We start from the raw sequence: 26,126 nt of genomic DNA on the forward strand, positions 1-26,126 counted from the left end.
GGCGGGTGGGCCCGGCACCGCCGGCCGCCCCCGGATCCCGCTGGACCTGCACACGGGGGCCGTGGGCGGTCCGCTCGCCGCCGGACTGCACATCGGCGTGCCCGCCTCGAACTTCAGCCTGGTCGACCTCCGCGGCCAGGTGGTGGCCCGACGCACCCTCCCGCACACGGACGGACCGCCGACATCCGCCCGCCTCGCGACGGAACTGGGCCGCTTCCTCCGCGAGCACGGCCACGCCACGCACGGCCACACCGGAACCGCCACCGGGCCGGCGGCGAAGACCGCCCACCGCCCCCTCCTGGGCATCGGCGCCGCGCTCGGCGGCTGGATCCGCCCCGCCGAGGGGACCGTCGTACGGCACGAGGCGCTCGGCTGGTACGACAAGCCGCTCGCGGCCGAGCTCTCGGCCGCCCTGGGGTTGCCGGTGCACCTGGACAACCACGCCCGGGCCGTGGCCCGCGCCGAGATGCTGTTCGGGCACCCGTCGGCCCGCCGCAGCCTCGTGCACCTGTTCATCGGCAACGTGGTGGACGCCGCGTTCGGCATCGAGGGCACCGTCCACCAGGGCCCGGGTGCGGCCGCGGGCGACGTCGCCCACCTTCCCGTCCCCGGATCGGCGGTCCGGTGCGCGTGCGGCCGTACGGGGTGCCTCCAGGCCACCGCCTCCGACACGGCCCTGGGCGCCGAGGCCGTGCGCCTCGGGATCGTTCCGGAGCCGGCCATCGGGCTGATCGTGGACGCGGCCGCCACCGGCGATCCCCGCGCCGACCGGCTGCTGCGCGGGCGGGCCCGTGCGGTGGGGCGGGCCGCGGCCCTGTTGCTGGACGTGTTCAACCCGGCGGTGCTGCTGGTCTCGGAGCTGTCGAGCATCCTGCACGAGGGCTATCTCGACGAGATCCGCGAGGCGGCGACGGCCCAGTCGCACGTCTGCGACGACCCGGCCCGGATCATCGGCCCGTACGCGGGTCCGGCGGTCCTCACCCAGGCGTCGGCGACGGTCCTGCTCGGCCCGCTGTTCCAGGACCCCGCCGCCGCGCCCGCCCTCGCCGCCGCCACCGCGCCCACCGGCCTGCCCGACATCGCCCCCCATACCCCTACTCGCGGGTAACTCACCCGCTGACCTGCGAGTGCGAGATCACATCCGGCGGTCCTGGTCTCGATTGAGCGACCCCCCTAGCATTCGAGCCATGACGGTCCTGCCTGACGACGGGCTCTCCCTGGCCGCCGAGTTTCCTGACGCGACACATGAGCAGTGGCAGCGCCTGGTTGAAGGCGTACTGCGCAAGTCGGGCAAGGAAGCCTCCGGCGAGGCAGCTGAAGACGCGTTGTCCACCACGCTTGAGGACGGGCTCCGCACCCGCCCCCTGTACACCGCACGCCCCGACGCGGAGGACACCGGCTTCCCCGGGTTCGCCCCCTTCGTCCGCGGCGGCACGCCCGAGGGCACCAGCGCGTCGGGCTGGGACGTACGCCAGCGGCTCGCCGGCAGCGACCCCGTTCGGGTGAACGAGGCGGCCCTGGCGGACCTGGAGAACGGCACCACCTCCCTCTGGCTCACCCTGGGCCCCACCGGGCTCCCGGTGGACGGTCTCGCCCGTGCCCTGGAGGGCGTCTACCTCGACCTCGCCCCGATCACGCTCGACGCGGGCGCCGCGTACGCCGACGCCGCCCGCGCGCTGCTGGACCTGTACGCCGACCGCGGGGTGGCCCCCGAGGCCGCCCGTGCCTCGCTCGGTGTCGACCCGCTGGGACACGAGGCCCGTACGGGTGAGCCGCTCGACCTCGCCGAGGCCGCCGCGCTCGCCCGGGAGACGGCCGCCGACTGGCCCCACGTACGCACCCTGGTCGCGGACGCCCTGCCCTACCACGAGGCGGGCGGCAGCGCGGCCGAGGAGCTGGGGTTGTCCCTGGCCACCGGCGTCGCCTACCTCCGCGCCCTCACGGACGCCGGCGTGAGCACCGAAGAGGCCTTCGGGCAGCTGGAGTTCCGCTACGCGGCCACCGCCGACCAGTTCCTCACCATCGCCAAGCTGCGCGCCGCCCGCCGACTCTGGGCCCGGATCGGCGAGGCCTGCGGGGTCCCGGAGGCCGCCGCGCAGCGTCAACACGCGGTCACCTCACCGGTGATGATGACCCGGCGCGACCCGTGGGTGAACATGCTGCGCACCACCGTCGCCTGCATGGCGGCGGGCGTGGCCGGCGCGGACTCCGTCACCGTGCTCCCCTTCGACCACGACCTGGGCCTGCCCGACGCGTTCGCACGCCGCATCGCCCGCAACACCTCCACGATCCTGTTGGAGGAGTCGCACCTGGCCCGGGTGATCGACCCGGCCGGCGGTTCCTACTACGTCGAGCAGCTCACCACCGAACTCGCCGCTGCCGCCTGGGAGTTCTTCCGCACGGTGGAGAAGGCGGGCGGTCTTCCCGAGGCCCTGCGCTCCGGCCTGGTCGCCGAGCGCCTGGCGGCCACCTGGGCCGAGCGTTCCAAGAAGCTCGCCAAGCGCCGCGAACCGATCACCGGCGTCAGCGAGTTCCCGAACCTGTCGGAGAAGCCCGTCGTACGCGAACCCGCGCCCGAGGGACCGACCGGCGGGCTGCCCCGCGTCCGGCGCGACGAGGCGTACGAGGCCCTGCGCGCCCGCGGTGACGCGCACCTCGCGGCGACCGGGGCCCGGCCGCGGATCTTCCTGGCGGCCCTGGGGCCGGCGGCCGCGCACACCGGCCGCGCCACCTTCGCCTCGAACCTCTTCCAGGCGGGCGGCGTCGAGCCGGTGCACGACCCGGTGTCGGTGACCCCGGAGACGGCCGCCGCCGCCTACGCCGCGAGCGGCGCGGACGGCATGGCGGTGCTGTGCTCCAGCGACGCGCTGTACGAGGAGCAGGCCGAGGCGGTGGCCGCGGCCCTGCGCTCGGCCGGCGCCACGACCGTGTTCCTCGCCGGCAGGCCCGGTACCGCCGGGCAGGCCGTGGACGAGTACGTCTTCGCCGGCTGCGACGCGGTCGCCGTACTGTCCTCCGTACTCGACCGGATGGGAGTGGCCCCGTGAGCGGCATCCCCGACTTCTCCGAACTCGCGCTGAACGGCGACGCGACGGCCGGTGTCTCCGAGGAGCAGTGGCGCGCCGCCGTCAAGGAGTCCACCGGCAGCGGTGCCTCCGAACTGCTGTGGGAGACCCCCGAGGGCATCGGCGTCAAGCCGCTGTACACCGGGCGTGACCTGGAGGGCCTGGACTTCCTGCGGACGTACCCGGGTGTGGCGCCGTACCTGCGCGGCCCCTACCCGACGATGTACGTCAACCAGCCCTGGACGATCCGGCAGTACGCCGGTTTCTCCACGGCCGAGGAGTCCAACGCCTTCTACCGGCGCAACCTCGCGGCCGGCCAGAAGGGTCTGTCGATCGCCTTCGACCTGCCCACGCACCGCGGCTACGACAGCGACCACCCGCGCGTGACGGGCGACGTCGGCATGGCGGGCGTGGCCATCGACTCGATCTACGACATGCGGCAGTTGTTCGACGGGATCCCGTTGGACAAGATGACGGTGTCGATGACGATGAACGGTGCCGTGCTGCCGGTCCTCGCGCTCTACATCGTGGCGGCGGAGGAGCAGGGCGTCTCCCCCGACAAGCTCGCCGGGACCATCCAGAACGACATCCTCAAAGAGTTCATGGTCCGCAACACCTACATCTATCCGCCGAAGCCGTCGATGCGGATCATCTCGGACATCTTCGCCTTCACCTCGCAGAAGATGCCCCGGTACAACTCCATCTCGATCTCCGGCTACCACATCCAGGAAGCGGGGGCGACGGCCGACCTGGAGCTGGCGTACACCCTCGCGGACGGCGTGGAGTACCTGCGGGCCGGGCAGGCCGTGGGGCTGGACGTGGACGCGTTCGCGCCCCGACTGTCCTTCTTCTGGGCCATCGGGATGAACTTCTTCATGGAGGTCGCGAAGCTGCGCGCGGCCCGCCTGCTGTGGGCGCGCCTGGTCAAGCAGTTCGACCCGAAGAACGCCAAGTCGCTTTCGCTGCGCACCCATTCGCAGACCTCTGGTTGGTCGCTGACGGCCCAGGACGTCTTCAACAACGTCACGCGCACCTGCATCGAGGCGATGGCGGCGACCCAGGGGCACACCCAGTCGCTGCACACCAACGCCCTCGACGAGGCCCTCGCCCTGCCGACGGACTTCTCGGCGCGCATCGCCCGCAACACCCAGCTGCTGCTCCAGCAGGAGTCGGGGACCTGCCGGTCGATCGACCCGTGGGGTGGCAGCGCGTACGTCGAGAAGCTGACCTACGACCTCGCTCGGCGGGCCTGGCAGCACATCGAGGAGGTCGAGGCGGCCGGCGGCATGGCCCAGGCCATCGACGCGGGCATCCCGAAGCTGCGCGTGGAGGAGGCCGCGGCCCGTACGCAGGCGCGGATCGACTCCGGCCGGCAGCCGGTGATCGGCGTGAACAAGTACCGCGTGGAGACCGACGAGCAGATCGACGTCCTCAAGGTCGACAACTCGTCCGTGCGCGCGCAGCAGATCGCCAAGCTGCGGCGGCTGCGCGAGGAGCGCGACGAGGCGGTCACCCAGGACACCCTGCGGGCGCTGACGAACGCGGCGGGCAGCGGCGAGGGCAACCTGTTGGCGCTCGCGGTCGACGCGGCCCGCGCCAAGGCGACCGTGGGTGAGATCTCGGACGCCCTGGAGAAGGTCTACGGGCGGCACGCGAGCCAGATCCGTACCATTTCGGGTGTGTACCGCATGGAAGCAGGCGAGTCCCCGTCCGTGGAGCGCACCCGTGCGCTCGTCGACCGGTTCGAGGAGGCGGAAGGCCGTCGTCCGCGCATCCTGGTCGCCAAGATGGGCCAGGACGGGCACGACCGCGGCCAGAAGGTGATCGCCACCGCCTTCGCCGACCTGGGCTTCGACGTGGACGTCGGCCCGCTGTTCCAGACCCCGGCGGAGGTGGCCCGCCAGGCCGTCGAGGCGGACGTCCACGTGGTGGGCGTGTCGTCGCTGGCGGCCGGTCACCTGACCCTCGTGCCGGCGCTGCGCGAGCAGCTGGCGGAGGAGGGGCGCGAGGACATCATGATCGTGGTGGGCGGGGTGATCCCGCCCGCGGACGTGCCGACGCTGCTGGAGATGGGTGCCACGGCGGTCTTCCCGCCGGGCACCGTGATCCCGGACGCGGCCCACGACCTGGTGACGCGGCTGGCCGCGGATCTCGGGCACGAGCTGTAGGCGGGCGTCGATGCCGAAGATCGACATCGAGGCGTACGCGAAGGGGGTCCTCGACGGTAAGCGCGCGTTCGTCGCGCGCGCCATCACGCTCGTCGAGTCCACCCTGCCCGCCCACCGGGCGTTGGCCCAGCAGCTCCTGACGGAGCTGCTCCCGCACTCGGGGCGCGCGCGCCGGATCGGCATCAGCGGCGTCCCGGGGGTGGGCAAGTCCACCTTCATCGACGCCTTCGGCACGATGCTCACGGCGCTGGGCCACCGGGTGGCGGTCCTGGCCGTGGACCCGTCCTCCACCCGCACGGGCGGCTCCATCCTCGGCGACAAGACCCGGATGGAACGCCTCGCGGTGGACCCGGCGGCCTTCGTCCGGCCCTCCCCCTCGGCGGGCACGCTGGGCGGGGTCGCCAAGGCCACCCGTGAGTCGATGATCGTGATGGAGGCGGCGGGCTACGACGTGGTCCTCGTCGAGACGGTCGGGGTCGGCCAGTCGGAGACGACCGTGGCCGGCATGGTCGACTCCTTCCTCCTGCTCTCGCTGGCCCGTACGGGCGATCAGCTCCAGGGCATCAAGAAGGGCGTCCTGGAACTGGCCGACGTGCTGGCCGTGAACAAGGCCGACGGCCCGCACGAACGCGAGGCGAAGGCGGCGGCGCGTGAACTGGCGGGCGCGCTGCGGTTGATGCATCCGGCGGACGCGGCCTGGACCCCGCCGGTCCTGACGTGCAGCGCGCGGGAGTCGGCGGGTCTGGACGAGATCTGGAACCGCCTGGAGCAGCATCGCCGGCTGCTGGAGGCGGGCGGGCGGCTGGCCGCGAAGCGGGCCGCGCAGCAGGTGGAGTGGACCTGGTCGATGGTGCGCGAGGAGCTGTTGGAGCGGCTGCGCGCCGATCCGGCCGTACGCGATCTCGCGCCCGCGCTGGAGGCCTCGGTGCGGGAGGGCACCCTGACTCCGACCCTGGCGGCGGACCGGATCCTGAAGGCCTTCCACGCCTCCTGACGGGCCCGGATCCGGCGGGGCGCGGGGTGCGGGACGAACACGGGGGCGTACGACGAGGGCGGGGCGGGCCGGGGATTCCCGTGCCCGCCCCGCCCTCGCGCGAGGTCGCGGAGGTCAGGCCTCGACCAGCACCGGCCCGCCGGAGGCCAGGGCGTCGCGCAGGACCCGCACCCGTTCGTCGGGCTCGACGTCCGCGAGCAGCGCGGACAGTACGGCGATGCGCACCTGACCCGCGCGCAGCGTCCCGGAGGGGACGGCCCCGGCGGCGACCAGGTCGACCGCCCCGCCGTGCGTGTAGATCTCCGTGACCGGCCCGGCGGCGACCCGCGTGGTCAGGGCGACCAGCACGCCCCGCTCGACGGCGTCCCGTACCGCGTCGACGATCTCGGGGGTGGCGTTGCCGGCCCCGGTGCCGACGAGGACGATGCCGCGCGCGCCCGCCTCGACGGCGGCGTTCAGGAGCACCGGGTCGCCGTCGGCGTGGTGCATCACCATGTCCACGCGGGGCGGCAGTTCCGGCATGGAGGGCAGGGCGAGCGGGGTCGGTCGCTGCGGGGTGCGCAGCATGGTGACCTTGCCGAAGCCGATCTTCCCGAGCAGTTCCTTCGAGGGGTCGGCGAACGCGTCCAGGGCCACGGCCTGGGTCTTCACGGTCCCGCGCGCGGCGTGCACCCGTCCGGCGAAGGTGATCAGGACGCCGAGCCCGCGGGTGGAGGCGGCGGTGAGCAGCGCGTCGTACAGGTTGCCCGGGCCGTCGCCGTCCGCGGAGCCCATGGGCAGTTGCGAGCCGGTGAAGACGACGGTGCGCGGGTCGTGGTGGTGGAGGTCGACGAGGAAGGCCGACTCCTCCAGGGTGTCGGTGCCGTGGGTGACGACGATGCCGTCGACGTCGGGGTCGGCGAGGACCTCGTGGACGGTGCGGAGCAGGGTCAGCTGGTGGGCGGTGGTGAGCCGGGGGCTGTTGACGCTGAACAGGTCCACGACCTCGACGGTGATGCCCTCGGGGAGCGGGGCGGTGGCCATCACCTCGCTGCCGTCGGCGTCGGCCGCGAAGCCGGACCCCTGCCAGCGGCTGGCTATCGTTCCGCCGGTGCTGATGACGACGATGCGTCCCATGCCCGCCCTTCCCTCACGCCTGATCGCACACAATTCCGATAAAGGCAATGATAGTAAGATCTACGCGCAATGAGATTGCCACTTTAGGCCCCGGCGTTACATTGGGTGGCGGATGATTGCGCCATGGATGCCATCGATCGCGAAATCTTGCGCGAGCTTCAGCAGGACGGCCGCCTCAGCAACCAGGAGCTGGCCCAGCGCGTCGGCCTGACCCCCTCCCCCTGCATGCGCCGGGTCCGCCAACTCGAACAGGACGGGGTGATCCAGGGCTACCGCGCGGTGATCGACCCGGAGGCGGTGGGCCGCGGCTTCGAGGTGCTGGTCTCCGTCGAGGTGCGGCGCGACCGCGAGGCGGTCGAGGCCTTCGAGGCGGCCCTCCAGGACATCCCCGACGTCATCGAGGCCTACCGCCTGTTCGGCAGTCCCGGCTGCCTGCTGCGCATCGCCGTCGCCGACCTGCGCGCCTACGAGCGCCTGTGGATCGAACAGCTCACCGCGCTGTCCGGGGTCACCGAGGTCAACTCGCAGATCATCATGAAGCGCATCAAGGACCACACGGGCCTGCCCGTGGACCTGTGACCGCGGACGCCGGGCCGGCCGCCGCGGTCAGCGACGGAAGTCCGACGGGTCGATCGAGGCCAGCCGCTTGACGAGCGCCGGCACCCCGCGCCCCCGGTCCTCGCGGTACTCCACGGCCCGCAGCGCGGGCATCACCACCCGGGCGCCCGGGTAACGCACGGGCTCCGGCGGGATCCAGCCGCCCGGCGGGCGGGTGAAGGCCGACCGCGCCCACTCGTCGTCGGTGCCCAGGACGAGGGAGGCGAGCACCTTCGCCATCAGCCGCGAGGGGCCCACCCCGTCCCCGGAGTAGCCGGTGGCGTAACAGACCCCGGGCACCGTCCGCAGCCACCCGGCGAAGGGCAGCGAGGTGGTGGAGTACTCGACCGGCGCGGTCCAGGCCGCGTCCACGGGCGCGTCGGCGAGTTCCGGGAAGAGCCGGGCGAGTTGGCGCTCCAGTTCACGCCGGCGCAGCGCCCCGCCCCACAGGGTGTCCGGGCCGCTCTTGCCGAAGGCCACCCCGGAGCCGCCCTTGCCGAAGAGCAGTCGGCCGTCCGGCGTCGTGCGGTAGTAGTTGAGGCGCCGGCGGGAGTCGCAGACCGAGGTGGCGTCCTGCCAGCCGATGGCCGCGAGCCGGTCGGCCACCGGCTCGGTGAGCACGGTGTCGCTGGCCACCGTCACCATGCGCCGGCCGAGGTCCTCCAACTGCCCGGCCCAGGCGTTCACGGCCAGCACCACCCGGTCGGCGTGGACCCGGCCGTACGGGGTGTGCGCCACGGTGGTGCGACCGGGCGCGTTGCGCAGCGCGGTCAGCGGGGTGCGCTCGTGCACGCGCACCCCGGCGTCGAGGGCGACCCGGCGCATGCCCCGGGTCAGCTTCGCGGGTTGCAGGGTGGCACAACCCGGGTCGAGAACGGCGCCGAAGTGGTTGCGGGTACCGACGGCCCGGCGGGACTCGGCGGCGGACACCTCGTGCAGCGGCTCCGTGCCGGCGCGGGCGAGGTCCGCCAACGTCTGCCGCCAGGAGCCGTGTTGGGCGGGCGAGGAGGCGGCCCACATCCACGGCCCGCGTCGGTGCTCGATGTCGATGCCGTGGGTGTCGGCGAAGTCCAGGATGTCGTCGACGGCCTCGGCGGAGGCCTCGCCCAGCCGGCGGGCCTCCTCGTACCCGCCGATGGCGACGAGGCTGCTGAACCGGGCCCACATCGGCATCAGGTAACCGGCGTTGGCCCCGCTGGCGCCGCCGCCGCACACATCGGCCTCGATCAGCACGATGTCCGTGCCGGGGGCGCGTCGCAGGATCTCCAGGGCGGTCCACAGACCGGTGAAGCCGCCGCCGACCACCAGGACGTCGCAGCGCACCTCGTCGAGCAGGTGCGGGGAGCGGCCGTCGTCGGGTTCGGCCCGCAGGGCGTCGCGCAGCCAGGGGGTGCGGCGGGTCGGGGCGGGGGTGTCGGTCGCGGGCCAGGTGCGGGAGAGGACGAGATCGCTCACGGGTACGGGTCTCCACGGTCGGTGTGGTGCGGTGGGGGTGGCGGCCGTCCGGTACGGGCGGGCGGCCCGGTGGACGGGCGGCCGGTACGGGTCCGGGCGCCGGGGCGGGTCAGTTCCGGTGGGCGTGGGCGCCGCGGCCCGGAGCGGCGCCGGGCTGCTCGACCGCCGACAGCAGGTCGATCCGGGAGCTCACGCCGAAGGCCTTGTACAGCTTGCGCAGGTGGTAGTTGACGGTGTGCGGGGACAGGGCCAGGCGCCGGGCGATCTGCTGGTTGGTCAGCCCCTCCCCCACCAGCCCGACGAGGATCCGCTGCTGCTCGTTCAGCCCGGAGCCGGCGGCGGCCGGGGCCTCGCGCGGCCCCTCCGCCGCCGTGGGCACGACCGGCGGCGCCGGCCAGATGCCGAGGTGCGGCTCGCGCCGTTCGCGGTACGCGGTCCGCAGCGCGACCGCCTCCCGCTGGAGGGACAGTCTCAGCGAGTCGGGCATCGAGTCGGTGATGACCCGGCGCAGCAGCGGGTTGGCGAAGGCGGCGCGGACGCCGTCGTTGCGCACGACGCCGGTCGCCTCGACCTCCTCCAGCGCGGGCAGCAGGGCCGCGACCGAGGTCCGCAGCATCAACGCGACGTCCTCGTACACCACCTCGTCACCCAACACCGCCGCCACGTGCAGCAGTTGGCGGCAGGCCGGCGAGAAGCGCCCCAGGGTGGCGCGTACCCGGGTGACCAGGCGGGCCGGGAGCCGCTGGGTCCGCAGTCGGACCTCGTCGTCGACGAACTCCAGGCCGCCCTCCTCCCCGAGCCCGGTCAGCAGTTCGATCAGCAGCCGGGGGTGGCCGCCCACCCGGTCGACGAGCTGGACCAGGGAGGGTGAGGGCGTCGCGCCCAGCAGGTCCCTTGCGAGCGCCAGCGTCGACGAGGGCCCGAGCGGGCCGAGCGGCAACCGCTCGCTGCGCCCGGCGAGAGCGCCCGGCAGCAGCGGTCCCTCGCCCGGCCGGTGGGTCACCAGCCACACCACGGGGTCGCCGCCGGGTCGTTCGCGGGTGGGTCCGGCCGGAAGCGGTTCGGGAAGGACGCCCGGCGCGTGTGCCCCGTGCGGGGTCCGGCGCGGATCGTCGAGGAGGACGAGGGTGGGGCCGGCGGGCGCGTGGCACTTCCCGGCCCGGCCGCGGACACGGCGCGCCGGCGCGGGCGGTGTGTGGGGTGCGGCGCGCCGGCCGGCGTCGGGGCGGTTCCCGCCGATGTAGCCGAGGCGGGCGGCGAGGGCGGCGGCTTCCTGGAGCAGCCGGGTCTTGCCGATGCCCGGCATGCCCTCGACGGCCACGACGGCGGAGCCGCCGCGCAGGCCGCGCTCCAGGACCTCGCGGATCAGCCGCATCTCGCGCTCGCGGCCGCGCAGGGGCGTGCCGGTGAGGGTGGAGTTCACGACGAACCGCCGTAGCGCCGGACCCCGACCGTGCGGAAACGTTCCGTCACGAAGGTGGTGTCGCAGTACACCGTGTTCCCCGACGGGTTCATGCCCGTCCCGTGCAGGTCTGAGTAGACGGCCGACTGGGAGATGTACCAGTCGCCCATCAGGTTCGCCGACAGCATCACCCCGACCTCGGCGCAGGCCCCGGCCATCGCGGTCTCGACCTCGGGCGAGGTCGAGTACAGCCCGACGGACAGCGCGCCGCACTCGCGGGTGGTCCGGGCGACCAGCTCGACGCCGTCGGCGACGGAGTCCACCGCGACGACCAGCACGACCGGGCCGAACCACTCGGTGAGCAGCGTCGACAGGTCGGCGGCTCGGGCGGCGTCGAGGGTCACCACGGCCGGGGTGCGCACGACCGCTTCGGGGTGGTCAGGGTCGCGCACCGGGCGGGAGGGGACCGCGACCGGGCCGGCCTCCCCGGCCATCACGCGCTCCAGGCGGCCCCGCACGGCGGGCGAGAGGAGCGCGCCCAGGACGGCGCAGGCCTCGGCGTCGTCGGCGAGCAGCGTGTCGAGCGCGCCCCCCAGGTCACGGACGACCTCCTCGAAGGTCTTGTGGCCCTCGTCGGTGGTGATGCCGGCGCGCGGGACGAGCAGGTTCTGCGGGCTGGTGCACAGTTGACCGCTGTACAGGGAGACCGAGAAGGCCAGGTTCGCCAGCATGTCCCGGTAGTCGGCGGTCGACTCCACGAGCAGGCTGTTGACCGCGGAGCCGGCGGTGAGGACACGGGCCTGGCGGGCGTGCGTCTCCAGCCAGGCCCCGAAGCCGGTGCCGCCCGCGTAGTCGACGAGGCGGACCTCCGGACGCAGGGCCAGGTGTCGCGCCGAGCCCTCGCCGGGATGCTCGGGCGCCAGGCACACCAGGTCCGGGGGGAAGCCGGCCTCGGCGAGCACCTCGCGGGCCGTGCGCACGGTGAGGGCGAGCGGGAGCACGGCCGCCGGGTGCGGTTTGACCAGGACGGGGTTCCCGGTGGCCAAGGAGGCGAAGAGGGCCGGATAGCTGTTCCAGGTGGGGAAGACGCTGTTGGCGATCACCAGGGAGACGCCCCTGGGCACCACGGTGAAGGTCTTGTCCAAGGTGATGGTGCGCCCGTCGCCGAGGGGTTTGCGCCAGGTCGCGCGGGCGGGCAGCCGCGTCTGCTCCTCCAGGGCGCGGGCCACCGCCTCCAGGCCGCGGTCCTGCGCGTGCACGGCGCCCGCGTGGAAGGCCATGAGGAAGTTGTGGCCGCTGGTGTGGACGGCGGCGTACGCGAAGGCGGAGCTCTGCGCGTTGATCCGGTGGAGGATCTCCGCGCAGACGGCCGCGCGCGTCTCGGGGCCGGCGTCGCGCCAGGCCGGGAGGGCGGCGGTCATGGCGGGCAGCAGGACGTCGGGGTCGCAGTGCGCGTAGGAGATCCCCAACAGGCCGCCGAAGGGAGAGCGTTCACCGCCGCTCTCCGGGTCCGGGCCCACCGTGCCGTCCCGGCCGGGTTGGCCGAGTTCCAGCGGTCGGCCGAGCAGCGCGCGGTGGGCCGCCGCCCCGGCGGCGACCGCCCCCGGTCCGTAGGCCGCCGGGTCCTGCGGGTCCTCGGAGTAGGGCGACCAGTGTTCACGGGTGCGGACGGCCTCGCGGGCACGGTCGAGGGTGGCGCCGTGCCGGGCGAGGAACTGGTTCACCGCGCTCGGTCCAGCCGGTTGGGCTGTCGCGTCGCGGAGGTCGGGGACGGGCCGCACGATGGGCGCCATGATCCTCATCCTTGTCTCACGGGTCGGTGTCCGGTCCGGACCGCCGATTCGGAAGGCCTCGGCGATCACACTAAATCGGCCGTTTGCGGCCACGGCGCAGTCCGGTCATGTACGGAATTGACGGCCCCTTCACAGGGGTGGGGCCGAAACCCGCGGGGTGGGCGGAGCGCCGCGCTCCACTCCGCGGGACGAATCCCGGCCCAGGCCCGGGAAGCCGCACCCACCCGCCGGAGCCGCGAGCAAACCGTGACGATGCTCACATGCCGCCCAACTCGATACTCTCGGCCACGACATGGCGTGAACCGATCGCCGGACGGGCTCCGACGGGTGTGCCAACTGGCCGGATCTGTACGACTTCCAGGGCCCTATGGACCCTTACCGGCGGTCCGTCACTCCGTGATCGGACGCAGGTAGCGGTCGAGCGCGGCATCGGGCAGCACCCGCGCCAGGACGCTGACCTTGCGGGCGTCGGAGCCCACCCGGTAGCGCGACCGCGGGCGGGCGGCCGTCAACGCCTGTCGGACCGTCTCCGCGAAGTCCTCGGGACGGGTCTCGCTCGCACGGGCCTGCTGTTCGTTGTGGTGCAGGAACCGGTTGAACGGGATCCGGTACAACTCCGCGATGTGCTCGGGCACCCCGTCCATGGCCGACCGGGCGGCCACGGACACCTTGCCCCAGATCGGCGTCATGATCGCGCCCGGCTGCACCAGGGCCACGTCCACGCCCAGCGGGCGCAGCTCACGACGCAGCACGTCCGTCAGCGCCTCCTTCGCGAACTGCGCCGACGCGTAGGCCCCGAGGAAGGGGATCGCCACGCTGCCCAGCCCCGAGGTCACGTTGACCACCCGGCCCCGGGTGCGCCGCAGCATCGGCAGGAACGCCTGGGTGACGGCGAGTTGTCCCACCACGTTCGTGTCCAACTGCTCGCGCAGCCGCTGCGGCGAGACGCACTCCAGGGGCGCGGAGACGCAGATGCCCGCGTTGTTCACCAGCCCCCACAGCCCGTCCTCGCCCACCAGGCCCGAGATCCGCTCGGCGGCCTCGGCCACCGACGCCTCGTCGGTCACGTCCACCCGCACCGGCGTGATGGCGCCGAACGCCTCCGCCGAACCGGTCGACTCCGGGCCGTCGGCCTCCTTGCGGACGCCGGCGAACACCCGGAACCCGGCCTCCGCCAGGCCCAGCGCACAGGCCCGGCCCAGCCCCGAGGAGGCCCCGGTGACGAGCACGGACCGGCCGCGCGGGGACAGTGGGGCACGGAAGGGAACGACGGACACGGTCTTCCTCCTGCGATCGGCGGTACTCATCCGGCCACCGCCGGGAAGGTCAGGGAGTCCTCCAGCGTGCGCGTCAGCCTGCGCTGCGGCATGAACCGGAAGTAGGCGTCCCGGACCGGCCGGCGGATCGGGTCCTCCGACTGCTCGAAGGAGCTGATGCCACGCGAGGCGGCGACCATGCCCCGGGTCCGTTCGCGGCGCTCGTCCTCGTACCGGCGCAGCGCCCGCGGCAGGTCACCCGCACCCGCCAGCGCCCTGCCCAGCACCACCGCGTCCTCGATCGCCATGCCCGATCCCTGGCCCAGGCTGGTGAGCATGGGGTGCGCCGCGTCGCCGAGCAGGGTCACCGGCCCCCGGCCCCAGCGCTCCAGGAACGCCCGGTCCCGGGAGGGCACCGCGATGATCGACTCCTCGGGGGTGGCGAGGATCGCCTGGCGCACCTCGTCGGCCCAGCCGTCGTAGGCGTGCAGGACCTCCGCCTTGCCGCCCTTCCAGTCCCGCGACAGCTCGGCCGGCATGTTCTTCGTGCCCCACCAGTACAGTCGCCCCGCGCCCATGTCCACGAGCCCGAACCGCTTCCCGCTGCCCCAGAAGTGGGTCACCGACCCCGGGGTGAACCGCGGGTGCTCGAAGGGGATCACCGCGAGCCAGCACACGTATCCGCTGTCCTGCGAGTCCTCGGGCCCCACCAGTTGCCGGCGCACCACCGAGTGGAAGCCGTCGGCCCCGATCAGCACGTCCCCGTGCGCTGAGGTGCCGTCGTCGAAGGTGATCTCGACCCCCTCGCCGGGCGCCCCCTCCGCGGTGAATCCGGTCGCCGCCGCGCCCAGGTGCAGCGGGATGCCCTGCGCCGCCTCCAGCAGGGCGTGTTGGAGTTCGGCCCGGGTGATCAGCACGCTGGGCACGCCCAGGCGTTCGATGATCTCCGGGAAGGGGAACTCCCGGATGAGCCGGCCGGTGGCCGTCTTCACGTGGTAGGAGCGCAGCACCCGGCCGCGTTTGGCCAGGTCGATGCCCACGCCCAGGGAGTCCAGGGCGGCGATGGCGTTGCTCATCACCGACAGCCCCGAACCGGCGGCCCGCAGCTCGCCCGCCCGCTCGTACACCTCGACGTCCAAACCCGCCTCGCGCAGCGCCACGGCGGCGGTGAGACCGCCGATGCCCGCTCCGACGACCAGGGCCTTCTTCTTCCGCGTCATGTTCCGCGCCATCGCCTTCCGCGTCATCTCAGTGTCCGATCAGATCGGTGACGACCCGGACCATGTGGGCCACGTACGGCTCCTCCATGATCGTCAGGTGGTCACCGGGTACGTCCACGACGTCGAGTTCACCGCTGGTGCGCTCGCGCCAGCCGTTGCTGGGGTCCGCGTGCATGCTCTCGATCGCCGTGTGCATGGAGTTCAGTACGCCCGGCAGCGGCTCGGCGGCGTGGATGAGGACCATGTCCTGGTCCACCACCTCGGGCCGATAGGCGAACGCCGCCTTCCAGTTGGCCTCGTACACGTGGAACAGGCGCCGTACGACGGCCCCCGTGCTCCCCGCCGGCAGCACGCCCTCGTCGATGGCGAGCTGCGCGATGAAGTCGAACTTCTCCTCCAGCGTCGTCAGCCGGTCCGGGATCAGCTCCAGGGGCGAGTCACCGCCGCGCCGCAGCCACAGCAGCTCCCAGAAGAACCAGCCGAGCAGCGCGTCGTCGTTCGTGGTCAGCCGGCGCCCCGGGTTCAGCGCGGTGGTGTCCAGCAGCACCAGCCGCTGGATCTCCTCGCCCGCCGCCCGCAACTGGCGCGCGATCTCGAAGGCGACGAACCCGCCGAACGACCAGCCACCGATCGCGTACGGGCCGCTCGGCTGGACCCGGCGCAGCGCCTCGATGTAACTGGCGGCGATCTCCTCGACGCTGCGCAGCGGCTCGGTGCCCGGGTCGCCGCCCGCCGCCTGGAGGGCGTAGAACGGCTGGTCGTCCGGCAGGTACTTGGCGAAACGGACGTAGCAGAGCACGTTCCCACCCATCGGGTGGACGAAGAACATCGGCCGCTTCGCGCCGGCCGGACGGATCGGCACCAGCGGGTCGAAGGCGGTCATCGCCTCGCCCGAACGCAGCCGCGAAGCCAACTCCGCGACCGTCGGCGCAGAGACGAACTCCGAGAGCGGCACGTTGATCCCGTAGCGCTGCTCGATCAGGACCACCAGACGCATCGCCGTCAGCGAGGTCGCACCGAGGTCGAAGATGTTGTCGTGGACGCCCGGCGCGGGCAGTTGCAGCAGGTCCCCGATGATCTCGGACAGGGTCTGCTCGTACGCGTCGCGCGGCGCCGCCGAGGTGTCCGCCGTCGCGGAGACGCTCAGCGGGGCGCCGCGCAGGGCCGCGTCGTCGCGCTTGCCGCTCGGGGTCAGCGGCAGGTCCGCGACCCACTCGAAGTGCGAGGGCATCATGTAGTCGGGCAGGACCGTCCGCAGTTGCTTGCGCAGCAGCTTCAGGTCCGCGCCCGCCGGTTCACCGGTCAGGAACGCGGCGAGGAACGAGTCGTTGCCCTCGCGGCGACGGGCCACCACGGCCGCCTCCGCGATACCGGGGTGACCGGACGCGAAGCGGGTGATGGCGAGTTCCACCTCGGCCGGCTCCACCCGGTACCCGCGCACCTTGACCTGCGCGTCCGCCCGCCCCAGGCACACCACGTCGCCGCCGGGCAGGACGAAGCCCAGGTCGCCGGTCCGGTAGAGGCGCTCACCCGCCGCCGCGGCGGCCGGCGAGGGGTGCGGCACGAACCGCTCCTCGGTCAGGTCCGGGCGCCCCACGTACCCCTCGGCCAGGCAGGCCCCGGCCAGGTACAGCTCGCCGCGCACCCCGGTGGGGACCGGCCGCAGCCGGGAGTCCAGGACGTGCACCGCCGAACCGGCGATGGCCCGGCCGATGGGGGGCATGGCGGGGAAGGCCGCCGGGTCGCCCTGCATCGTGTGCACGGTGATCACGTGGGACTCGGTGGGCCCGTACTGGTTCTCCAGGATCACCCCCGGCAGGGCCGCGCACAGCCGGCGTATCTCGTCGGTGACGCGCAGCTGCTCGCCCGAGGAGAGCAGCGCCTTCAGCGCCCGGGGCGCCAGGCCGAGCGCGTCGGCGGTCTCGGCCAGTTGCTGGAGCGCCACGTAGGGCAGGCAGATCCGTTCGACACCGGCCCGGTCCAGGAGGCGCAGCAGCCCCGGCATGTCGCGCCGTTCCTCCTCCGACAGCACGAGCAGGGTGCCGCCGCCCGCGAGGGTGGAGAAGATCTCCTGGAAGGAGACGTCGAAGCTGAGTGGCGCGTACTGGGCGGTGACCCCGCCGACCACCCCGCTCGGGACGGAGTTCTGCCAGGCCACCAGGTGGGCCAGCGAACGGTGCGGCATGGCCACGCCCTTGGGCGCGCCCGTGGAGCCGGAGGTGAACAGGATGTAGGCGAGCGAGTCCGGGGTGATCTCGTCCGTGACCTCCGCCGGGATCCGGGGCAGGTAGGGGCGCCCGGCCTCCTCGGCCGCGCTGCCGGCGCCGTCCGTGCCACCCGAGCCGCCGGTCCCGGCCGTCCCGTCCGTCCCCGGTTCGCCGAACACGTCCTCGGCGAGCAGCACCGATGCCGGCGAGCCGAGCACCGACCGGTGGGCGGCGTTCGCGATGATCCGGAACGGGCGGGCCTGCTCGACCATGGCGGTCAGCCGGTCCACGGGGTAGCTGACGTCCAGCGGAACGGTCGCCGCCCCCGCCTTCATCACGCCGAGGATGACGGCGATCGTCTCGGGCGAGCGGTCCATCGCGATGCCGATCCGGTCGCCGGGCCGCGACCCGAGCGCGATCAGCTCGCGGGCCACCCGGTCGGCGGACGCGTCGAGTTCGGCGTAGGTCCAGCGGCGCTCGCCGAAGACCACGGCGGTGGCGTCCGGGGTCCGGGCGCTCTGCGCCGCGACGGCGCGCACCACGTCCGGCGGCCCCCCGTCGACCGCAGGGGCGGCCGTGGAGCTGATCGCCGGGGCGGCCGTGGAGGCGAGCGCCGGCGTGGCTTCGAGGTCGGCGCCCGCCGGTACGAGGAAGCCGAAGTCCGGTGCCTCGTCCGGGTGATGGACCAGCCGGTCCAGGATCGCGGTGAACCGCTCGGCGTACAGGTCCGCCTGGGCCGGGGTGAAGGTCTGCCCGTGATGGTCCAGCCGCAGCCGCACGGACCCGTCCACCGGGTCGGTCATGGCGTTGACCAGCAACTGGAAGTTGGTCTCCTCCCAGGTGCGGAAGGACAGCAACTCGACGCCGGGCAGCTCGAAGACCGCGGCCAACTGCCGAAAGTGGATGTAGTTGAAGGCCGTCTCCAGGACGGTGGCGCCCCGGTCCTCCTGGATCGCGCTGAGCGGGTAGCGCCGGTGGGCGTGGCTCTGCTGCTCCTGGCGGAAGGCGGCCCGGACCACGTCGGCCCAGCTGTCGGCGGCGGTGCCGAGCCGCACCGGCATGGTGTTGAGGAACAGGCCGGCGATCCGGTCGGCGTCCTCGACCTCGGGGCGTCCGTGGGTGACGAGTCCGGTGGTGATGTCCGCCGAGCCGGCGAACAGGCCCAGGGTCAGGCAGTGCGCGGCGAACAGCACCGACTTCACCGGCAAGGACCGCTCGCGGGCGAACTCTCCCAGTCGAAGCGTGAGTTCGTCCGGCAGATCGACGATCCGGGTGATCTGGCCGTCCGGCCCCGGTGCCTCGTGGCCGCGGAACGCCTCCAGCCGCAGCAGCGGGGCGTCCTTCAGCCGCTCGCGCCAGAACGTGCGCGCGGCGTCCGACTCCAACGCCTCCCGCTCGGCGCGCACGTGGAGCGCCGCCGAGGGCAGGGCGGTCTCGGCCACCGCGCCAATGGGCAGCCCCAGCCCGTGCAGGTAGTCCCGCAGCAGCTCGGCGACCAGAGTGGCCACGCTGCCGCCGTCGAGGATCGCGTGGTGGAAGCTGAGGACCAGCTCCAGCGTCTCGTCACGGACGTGGGCCCGCAGGTGGTAGAGCGGAGCGCTCTCGAAGTCGTAGCGGTGGTAGCGGCGTTCGTCCACGTGGGCCTCGATCGCGGCGAGCGCCTCGGTCTCGGGACGTCCACGCAGGTCCGCGACGTCGAAGCCGCCCGTCACCCGGTGGTCGACGATCTGGAGCGGCTCGGAGAACGAACCCAGGTCGAAGGAGGAACGCAGCACCGGGTGCCGGGCGACGAGCGCCTCGAACGCGCGCCTCAGCCCCTGCTCGTCCCACGGGGCCGTGAGGCTGTACTGGAACACGTCGTGGTAGACGGCCGAGTGCTGTTCGGCCCGGCTGTGGTAGAGCAGGCCGAGCTGGAGCCGGGTGAGCGGGTAGGCGTCGGCTCGGCCTTCCAGCCGGGCCCGGTCCACGCCGGACACCAGGGCGAAGGGTTCGAGCGCGGGCGTGGCCCCGGCGCTCGCCCCGCCGGTCACCGACCGGGCGGCGAGCTGCGCGACGGTCGGCTGCTGCACCAGGTCGGTCAACGAGAACAGGATCCCGGCCTTCTCGGCGCGGGCCCGGATGCGCAGCATCGTGATGGAGTCTCCGCCGAGCGCGAAGTAGTCGTCGTGGATCCCCACCCGCTCCGCCTCCAGGACCTCGGCCCAGACGGCGGCGATCGTCTCCTCGGTGGCATTGCGCGGGGCCGTGTACTCCTGCCGCCCGGAGGTGGCCGAAGGGGCCGGCAGGGCCCGACGGTCGGCCTTGCCGTTCGGGGTGAGCGGGACCGCGTCGATCCGGATGAAGTGCGAGGGCACCATGAACTCCGGCAGGGCCGAGGCCAGTTCGGAGCGCAGGGCGGCCGGGCTGAGGTCCGAGTCCGCGACGTAGTAGGCGACCAGCAGGGTCCCGCGGCTCCCGGACCGGTGGTCGACGACGACCGCGTCCCGCACCCCGGTGAGCGAGGCCAGCCGGTTCTGCACCTCGCCGAGCTCGACCCGGTTGCCGCGGATCTTGACCTGGCCGTCGATTCGGCCCAGGTACTCCAGCGTGCCGTCGGCCAGCCAACGGGCCAGGTCACCGGTGCGGTACAGACGGCCGCCGGCCGGGGCGAAGGGGTCGTCGGTGAACTTCTCGGCGGTCAGGTCCGGGCGCCCCAGATAGCCGCGGGCGACCTGGACACCGCCGATGCACAGCTCCCCCGGGACCCCGACGGGCTGCCGCGCGCCGTGCGCGTCCAGGACGTACAGGGAGGTGTTGTCCACGGGCCGGCCGATCGGCACGCGCCGGACCCGGCCATCGGTCGCGACACGGCAGTCGTGGTACGAGACGTCCACGGTGGCCTCGGTGGGCCCGTACAGGTTGACCAGGCGCGGTGCTCCGTCGCCGAGGCCGCCGAACACGCGGTGGAACTGCTCGACGCGGGCGGCGGGCAGCGCCTCGCCGCTGCAGAACACCTGGCGCAGGGAGGCCGCTTCGGCGCGCAGCTCCGGCCGGTCCTCCAGCAGATCGAGGAACGGGCCGAGCATGGAAGGGACGAAGTGCAGGGTGGTGACGCCCTGTTCGGCGATGGAACGCAGGATCCCGCGGGGATCGCGCTGGCCGCCGACGGGCAGCAGGGCGAGGGTCGCGCCCTCGATCGCCCACCAGAACAGTTCCCACACGGAGACGTCGAAGGAGATGGGTGTCTTCTGGAGCAGGACGTCGCCCTCGCCGACCGGGTACGTGCGCTGCATCCAGGCGAGCCGGTTGACCACCGAGTGGTGCTCGACCATGACGCCCTTGGGGCGGCCGGTCGAACCGGATGTGTAGATCACGTACGCGAGGTCGCGGGCGGTGGCCGCGTCGGGGAGGGGCTCCCCCGGACCGTCCGACAGATCCGGACCGTCGGCCAGATGCGGACCGTCGGCCAGATCCGGACCGTCGGCCAGGTCGGCCGGACGCAGCACGGGCACGGGGTCGCCGGCGCCGTCCGTACCTGTGCCCGTGCCCGTGTGCGGGTCGGTGTACGCGTCCGTGTATGCGCCGGTGTCGGTGTCGCGGTCGGCGAGGACGACCTTGGCCCGGCTGTCCGCGAGCAGGTAGGCGATGCGTTCGGCCGGGTAGCCGGGGTCCACCGGTACGTAGGCCCCGCCGGCCTTCAGCACGCCGAGCAGGGCGACGATCAGGTCCGGCGAACGGTCCATGAGCACGGCCACCCGGTCCCCGACCTCCACGCCGCGTGCGCGCAGCGCTCGAGCCACCTGATCGGCGCGGGTGTCGAGCCGGCCGTACGTCAACGCGGGAGCCCCGGCGGCGCCGGTGACGGCGATCCGCTCCGGGGTGCGGGCGGCCTGCTCGGCGATCAGGGAATGCACGGTCCGGTCACTCGCGTACGGGACCTGGGGCCCCTGTTCGAGCCCGGCGAGTTCCTCGGCCTCGACCTTGTCGAGCAGCGGCAGCAGTACCGCCGGCCGCTCCGGCTCGGTGAGCGCGGCGTCGAGCAGTCGCAGCAGGTGGCCGGCGACGGAGGCGATGGGGTGGTCCTCGTCGAAGACGTCGAGGGCATAGTCGAGGTCGACGCGCAGCGCGGCGTCGTCGTCGAAGGCGTGGACCATCACCGACAGGGCGTCCTGGTGGTGGACGGGGGCCAGCACGGTCGAGACGGGGGCGACGCCGTCCGCCGGAGCGGCGGGGCGCGGGTGGCGCAGGTAGGACAGGGTGATGTCGAAGAGCTGCCGGGACCCGCCACCGGCGACCGGCAGGTCGCGCAACACGTCGCCGAGCGCGAGCCGTTCGTGGGCGCGGATCTCCCGCGTGCCGCGGCGAACGGTGTCGGCCAGCGCGTGCAGGGTGTCCGCGGAGCCGACGGGCACGCGCAGCGGGAGGCTGTTGGCGACCTGGCCGACGGTCGCGCGCTGCTCGTCCGAGTGGCGGTTCAGGAAGGGGACTCCGAGCACCAGTTCCTCGGTACGGTGCACGCGCGTGAAGTAGGCGGCGAAGGCGGCCGCGAGGTGGGCGAAGGGCGATCCGCCCCGCTCGCGGACCCGGCGGACGAGCTCGGCGTCCACGGTGAAGCCGTACCGGGCCCGGGCCCGTTCACCGCCCGCCTTCACGGCGGCCCGGCGGGTGAACAGCGCGGGGCGCACCCCGGTCAGGGCCTGCCGGAACCAGGCCCGGTCCTCGTCGAACGCGGCGGAGGCGCGGTACGCGTCGTCGGCCGCCAGGAGCGAGAACACCGAGGGCGCGGCGGGGCCCGCCCCGTCGCCGCGGCCGTGACGGTCCCAGAGCTGAAGGGTGACCTGGTTCAGGGCCCAGGCGTCGGCGATCAGATGGTGGGCGGTCAGGTGCACGTGCACGACCGAAGGGCCCTCCCGCAGCACCACGGCCGTGAACAGACGCGAACGACGCAACGTGAACGGGCGGCCGAGGGCGCTTTCGCGCCACGCGGCACAGGCCGCCGCGGGATCGGGTTCGTCGGAGAGGTCGACGTACTCGACCCAGGGCCCCGACTCCTCCCGCTCCGCCTCCCCGGCCACCCACTGGCAGGGAATACCGTCCTGCTCGTCGAAGCGCAGGGAGAACGCGTCGTTGTTCCGGAGAACCCCTTCCAAGGATTCCATCAGGTGTTCCACGTCGACAACGCCGACCAGCCGCTCATGAATGACCACGTTGAACTGGGGGTCACCCGGCGCGGTGGACTCGGCAGCCCAAATGTCTCGCTGATAGGCGGACAACGGGAGCTGGCGTGTTACGAGCATCGGCCTTCCTTCGCTAATTCGGGCCATCGAATGTCTGCCGCCCGATGCTCAGGAGCCTACGTTTCCGCCAATCCGGTGCACCACTACTCATGTGAGTAAAGGTCCACCACTCGATCTGGTAGTGATGTGCGGGAATACTGTGATCCGCGCAATATTCCACGGATATCAGGTCGGGCCCTCGCTAGGATCTCGCCATGACCTCTCGACTCACCTCCGGGAAATCCGTCCTCGTTCACGGAAGAGGACCAGGACTGCTGCTCGCACACGGTGCGGGCAGCGACATCGAGGACAGTTACGGCCCGATCCTCGAAACGCTCGCCGGCCGTCGCACCGTGATAGGACCGGATTATCCGGGATCCGGTGACACCCCCCTTCCGGATGGCCCACTGTCCCTTGATCGACTGGCCGATCACATTGTGGAAAGCGCCGTGCAATGCGGCGTACATTCTTTTGCAATATCCGGCTTCTCGATGGGTTCAGCCGTGGCCGTGCGGGCTGCCGTCCGACATCCGGAACGGGTTACCGCACTCGTTCTGTCCGCCGGCTTCGCCCACCCGAATGCCCGCCTGAGATTGGTCGTGGACACCTGGCGGAAGTTGGGTACGCCCGATCAGGACGACCGGGTCCTGGCCGGTTATCTCTCCCTGGTCGTCGGCGGCACCGACTGGCTCGATGAGCGTTCCGCCGAGGAGATCGAAGAGCAGCTCGCGCTTTTCGCGGCGGGAATGCCCCCGGGCACCGACGCGCAGCTCGCCCTGTTCGACGACATCGACGTACGGGACGACCTGGCCCGCCTCGCGGTGCCGGTCCTCGTCGTGTCACCGACCGGGGACCTCCTGATCACTCCCGTTCACTCCCGCGAACTGGCCGAGTCGATCCCGGGCGCCCGCCTGGTCACCCTCGACTGCGGTCACGCCATCGCCGCGGAGCGGCCCGACGAGTGGGCCGAACTGATCGACGCGTTCCTCGCGGAGACCGAGGGCGCGGCGGCGACCGACCGCTGACCGAGGGCCGGGCGGGACGGCCGGGCGCGTCCGCGCCACGGCGGGTCGGATGGCGGGACCGCGCGGTGGGGCCGAGCCCCGGTCGCGGGGTCCCGCCGGTCGTGCCCCGGCGCCCGGCCCCGCCGTCCGCCCCGCACCGACGCCCGGCCACGGGCGGCGGGGAGCGGAGGGACGGCGGGACCCAGGGGTTGGGCGCCGGAACGTTCTCGGGTGCCGGGTCGGACTGCGACCGGCCGACTCGGAGCCGGGCGAGTCAGGCCCCTCGACTCGGACCTGGAATCGGCACCGGCCGGAGCCCGCAACTCACAGCCGGCCGCTGTCGGGGGCCCGGCCCAGGGCCGTGGCCAGCAGGGCGCCGGCCGCGAGGGCGCCGCCCAGCCACATCACCGCGCTGACCCCGGCGCCGTCCGCCGCGAGCCCGCCGACCAACGCGCCCAGGGCGATGGCCCCGTTGAACACGCCGACGAACAGCGAGGACGCCGCCTCCCGCGCGTCGGGCGCGGCGGCCAGCAGCCAGGTCTGGGTACTGACGGACACACCGCCGTAGGACAGACCCCACACCGCGAGCAGCACACCGGCCGTCAGCACGGAACCACCGAGCACCGGCACCAGGGCGACCGTCGCCGCCAGGACCACGCTGATCACGAGCAGGGTGGCGCGCGGAGAGCGCCCGGCGCCGGCGCCCGCGGCGAAGTTGCCGATGACGCCCGCGACTCCGTACACGAGGAGCAGCGTGCCGATCAGACCCGCGCTCGCGCCGGAGACCTCCTCCAGCACGGGCCGTACGTACGTGTAGGCGGCGAAGTGTCCGGTCACCAACAGGGCCACCACGATCAGCCCGGTCCGTACCGGCGGCCGGCCGAACAGCCGCATCACCCCGCTCAGACGGACCTCCTGCTCCGCGGGGAGCCGCGGCAGCAACGCCGCGAGCGCCACCAGGACCATCAGGGCCAGGGCCGCGATCACCACGAACGCGGTTCGCCAGTCGGCGAGTTCACCGATGTACGTGCCCGCGGGGACGCCGAGCACGGACGCCACCGCGATACCGCTGAAGACCAGCGAGGTCGCGGGACCGATCGACTTCGGCGGCACCAGCCGTACCGCCAGACCCGCCGCGATCGACCAGACGCCGCCCATCCCGATGCCGACGAGCACGCGCGCCACCACCATCACCGCGAAGTTCGGGGCCCAGGCCGCGATCAGGTTGCCCGCCGTCAACACCAACATCAACGCGCACAGCACGGTCCGCCGGTCGAACCGACCCAACAACGGGGTCAACAGCGGCGCGGACAACGCGCCGACGAGCCCGGTGATGGTAAGCGTCAGCCCGGCGGTGCCCTCGGTCACCCGCAGCGCGTCCCCGATGGGCGTCAGCAGGCCCACGGGCAGCATCTCGGACGTCACCACGGTGAAGGTCGCACTGGCGACCGCCACGACGCCCAACCAACCGCGGGTCGCCGAGCGCTCCGACACCCCGGCGGTGTCTGCAATTTCCTCAGTCTGTGCCATGCCCTCAGCAAACCCGTCGCGACCTGCGGGAACAACGGCCGATCCCTCATCCTTCGATGAGCGGGACTACTCGATCGGCCGCCGAGCGGCGGCAGTGTAGAAAGGAACACCATGAGCGGTGTGGAGATACGCGAGCTGGAGGTGTTCCTCGCCCTCGCACAGGAGTTGCACTTCGGACGGGCGGGCGAGCGCCTGTACGTCTCACAGAGCCGGGTCAGCCAACTGCTGCGCTCGCTGGAGAGCCGCATCGGCGCCCCGCTCGTCGAACGCACCAGCCGCCGGGTCAGCCTGACCCCCCTCGGCGAGAGCTTCCTGGCCGCGCTCCGACCCGCCTACGACGCCCTGCGCGCCACCGTGGACGACGCCCGGGCCGCCGCCCGCGGCATGGGCGGCACCCTGCGCATCGGCTTCCAGGGCACCGTCGACGACTACCTCAGCCAAGCCATCGCCCGCTTCGGCGACCGCTACCCCGACTGCGCGATCGACATCGTCGAGATCCCGCTCTCCGACCCGTTCGGACCGCTGCGCCGCCAAGAGGTCGACTGCGCGGTGGTCCTCCTCCCCGTCGCCGAGGACGACCTCGTCCTCGGCCCCGTCTTCTCCCGCCAGCCGCAAACCCTCGCGGTCTCCGTCCGCCACCCCTTCGCCGCCCGCGACACCCTGTCCGCCGAGGAACTCGCCGACTGCCGACTCATCGGCATCGACGGCAACGCCCCCGCGTACTGGCGCCAGGCCCAGGCCCCCGACCACACCCCCGGCGGCCTCCCCGTCCCCGCCGGCCCCAGCGTCAACACCCTCCAGGAGGGCCTCAGCCTGACCGCCGCCGACCGCGGCGCGATGCTCCTGTGCCGCTCCACCGCCGACTACCACGGCCGCCGCGACTCCCTGACCTTCGTCCCCGTCCAAGGCCTCCCCGACTCCGAACTCGGCCTGGTCCGCCCCCGCGCCCGCCCGTCCCCCCAATCGGAAGCCTTCGCCGAAGCCCTGACCCGAACGACGACCACGCCCTGACCGCCGGCCGGCGCCCAGCGCATGAGCCGATCTGACTGTTTCAGGCCAATGAC

15 protein-coding genes are annotated in these 26,126 nt (G+C 73.0%); 7 read left to right on the forward strand and 8 right to left on the reverse strand.

The genetic code is table 11. The features are described 5' to 3' along the window. The 4 genes from ADK55_RS05050 to meaB all read left to right on the forward strand — a co-directional run. Positions 1-1,108, forward strand: a 1,108-nt coding sequence (locus ADK55_RS05050; protein ID WP_053676237.1) for an ROK family protein, incomplete at its 5' end; no start/stop codon positions are given. Between the two features lie 79 nt (positions 1,109-1,187). Beyond that, the gene (locus ADK55_RS05055; RefSeq protein ID WP_053676238.1) at positions 1,188-3,047 is read left to right on the forward strand and encodes a methylmalonyl-CoA mutase family protein; all 1,860 of its coding nucleotides are present in this window, start codon (positions 1,188-1,190) and stop codon (positions 3,045-3,047) included. Next, the gene (scpA, locus tag ADK55_RS05060) at positions 3,044-5,233 is read left to right on the forward strand and encodes a methylmalonyl-CoA mutase (protein WP_053676239.1); all 2,190 of its coding nucleotides are present in this window, start codon (positions 3,044-3,046) and stop codon (positions 5,231-5,233) included. The genes ADK55_RS05055 and scpA overlap by 4 nt, the downstream gene beginning before the upstream one ends. Before the next feature lie 10 nt (positions 5,234-5,243). Further along, a complete protein-coding gene (meaB, locus tag ADK55_RS05065) occupies positions 5,244-6,227 on the forward strand; it encodes a methylmalonyl Co-A mutase-associated GTPase MeaB (RefSeq protein WP_053676240.1) in 984 nt (327 codons plus the stop codon). A 114-nt stretch (positions 6,228-6,341) separates the two neighbouring features. On the opposite strand, the gene ADK55_RS05070 is transcribed toward meaB, so the two are convergent. Continuing rightward, positions 6,342-7,343: an asparaginase gene (locus ADK55_RS05070; protein ID WP_053676241.1), complete on the reverse strand. Its 1,002-nt coding sequence runs from the start codon at positions 7,341-7,343 to the stop codon at positions 6,342-6,344. A 123-nt stretch (positions 7,344-7,466) separates the two neighbouring features. Between ADK55_RS05070 and ADK55_RS05075 the strand changes: the two genes are divergently transcribed. Further along, the gene (locus tag ADK55_RS05075; protein WP_053676242.1) at positions 7,467-7,922 is read left to right on the forward strand and encodes an Lrp/AsnC family transcriptional regulator; all 456 of its coding nucleotides are present in this window, start codon (positions 7,467-7,469) and stop codon (positions 7,920-7,922) included. Positions 7,923-7,949: 27 nt separating this feature from the next. On the opposite strand, the gene ADK55_RS05080 is transcribed toward ADK55_RS05075, so the two are convergent. From ADK55_RS05080 to ADK55_RS05105, 6 genes are all read right to left on the reverse strand, one after another. Further along, positions 7,950-9,395 carry an NAD(P)/FAD-dependent oxidoreductase gene (locus ADK55_RS05080; RefSeq protein WP_053676243.1) on the reverse strand — a complete coding sequence of 482 codons (1,446 nt, stop codon included), beginning with the start codon at positions 9,393-9,395 and terminating at the stop codon, positions 7,950-7,952. Positions 9,396-9,504: 109 nt separating this feature from the next. Then, on the reverse strand, positions 9,505-10,818 hold the full coding sequence (locus tag ADK55_RS05085; protein ID WP_053676244.1) for a helix-turn-helix transcriptional regulator: 1,314 nt from the start codon (positions 10,816-10,818) through the stop codon (positions 9,505-9,507). Beyond that, on the reverse strand, positions 10,815-12,590 hold the full coding sequence (gene paaN / locus ADK55_RS05090; RefSeq protein WP_078998493.1) for a phenylacetic acid degradation protein PaaN: 1,776 nt from the start codon (positions 12,588-12,590) through the stop codon (positions 10,815-10,817). The genes ADK55_RS05085 and paaN overlap by 4 nt, the downstream gene beginning before the upstream one ends. A gap of 389 nt (positions 12,591-12,979) precedes the next feature. Next, positions 12,980-13,867, reverse strand: coding sequence for an SDR family oxidoreductase (locus tag ADK55_RS05095; RefSeq protein ID WP_234349901.1), 888 nt, complete (start codon positions 13,865-13,867; stop codon positions 12,980-12,982). A gap of 26 nt (positions 13,868-13,893) precedes the next feature. Further along, positions 13,894-15,066, reverse strand: coding sequence for an FAD-dependent oxidoreductase (locus ADK55_RS05100; protein ID WP_053676312.1), 1,173 nt, complete (start codon positions 15,064-15,066; stop codon positions 13,894-13,896). A 28-nt stretch (positions 15,067-15,094) separates the two neighbouring features. Continuing rightward, entirely contained in the window at positions 15,095-22,549 is a 7,455-nt protein-coding gene (locus ADK55_RS05105; protein ID WP_053676246.1) for an amino acid adenylation domain-containing protein, read from the reverse strand. Between the two features lie 194 nt (positions 22,550-22,743). On the opposite strand from ADK55_RS05105, the gene ADK55_RS05110 reads away from it, so the two are divergent. Beyond that, positions 22,744-23,553: an alpha/beta fold hydrolase gene (locus tag ADK55_RS05110; RefSeq protein WP_053676247.1), complete on the forward strand. Its 810-nt coding sequence runs from the start codon at positions 22,744-22,746 to the stop codon at positions 23,551-23,553. A gap of 303 nt (positions 23,554-23,856) precedes the next feature. On the opposite strand, the gene ADK55_RS05115 is transcribed toward ADK55_RS05110, so the two are convergent. Beyond that, entirely contained in the window at positions 23,857-25,062 is a 1,206-nt protein-coding gene (locus ADK55_RS05115) for an MFS transporter (protein WP_078998495.1), read from the reverse strand. Positions 25,063-25,173: 111 nt separating this feature from the next. Between ADK55_RS05115 and ADK55_RS05120 the strand changes: the two genes are divergently transcribed. Next, a complete protein-coding gene (locus ADK55_RS05120; protein ID WP_053676248.1) occupies positions 25,174-26,073 on the forward strand; it encodes a LysR family transcriptional regulator in 900 nt (299 codons plus the stop codon). Positions 26,074-26,126 lie beyond the last annotated feature (53 nt).

The organism is Streptomyces sp. WM4235, from assembly GCF_001279725.1.
Classification (GTDB): domain Bacteria; phylum Actinomycetota; class Actinomycetes; order Streptomycetales; family Streptomycetaceae; genus Streptomyces.

Bases quoted from the DNA above. Each gene is read 5' to 3' on its own strand.
- paaN (WP_078998493.1), bottom strand. From the start codon at position 12,590: ATGGCGCCCATCGTGCGGCCCGTCCCCGACCTCCGCGACGCGACAGCC.
- ADK55_RS05070 (WP_053676241.1), bottom strand. From the start codon at position 7,343: ATGGGACGCATCGTCGTCATCAGCACCGGCGGAACGATAGCCAGCCGC.
- ADK55_RS05055 (WP_053676238.1), top strand. From the start codon at position 1,188: ATGACGGTCCTGCCTGACGACGGGCTCTCCCTGGCCGCCGAGTTTCCT.
- ADK55_RS05120 (WP_053676248.1), top strand. From the start codon at position 25,174: ATGAGCGGTGTGGAGATACGCGAGCTGGAGGTGTTCCTCGCCCTCGCA.
- ADK55_RS05100 (WP_053676312.1), bottom strand. From the start codon at position 15,066: ATGACGCGGAAGAAGAAGGCCCTGGTCGTCGGAGCGGGCATCGGCGGT.
- ADK55_RS05075 (WP_053676242.1), top strand. From the start codon at position 7,467: ATGGATGCCATCGATCGCGAAATCTTGCGCGAGCTTCAGCAGGACGGC.
- meaB (WP_053676240.1), top strand. From the start codon at position 5,244: ATGCCGAAGATCGACATCGAGGCGTACGCGAAGGGGGTCCTCGACGGT.
- ADK55_RS05115 (WP_078998495.1), bottom strand. From the start codon at position 25,062: ATGGCACAGACTGAGGAAATTGCAGACACCGCCGGGGTGTCGGAGCGC.
- ADK55_RS05105 (WP_053676246.1), bottom strand. From the start codon at position 22,549: ATGCTCGTAACACGCCAGCTCCCGTTGTCCGCCTATCAGCGAGACATT.
- ADK55_RS05110 (WP_053676247.1), top strand. From the start codon at position 22,744: ATGACCTCTCGACTCACCTCCGGGAAATCCGTCCTCGTTCACGGAAGA.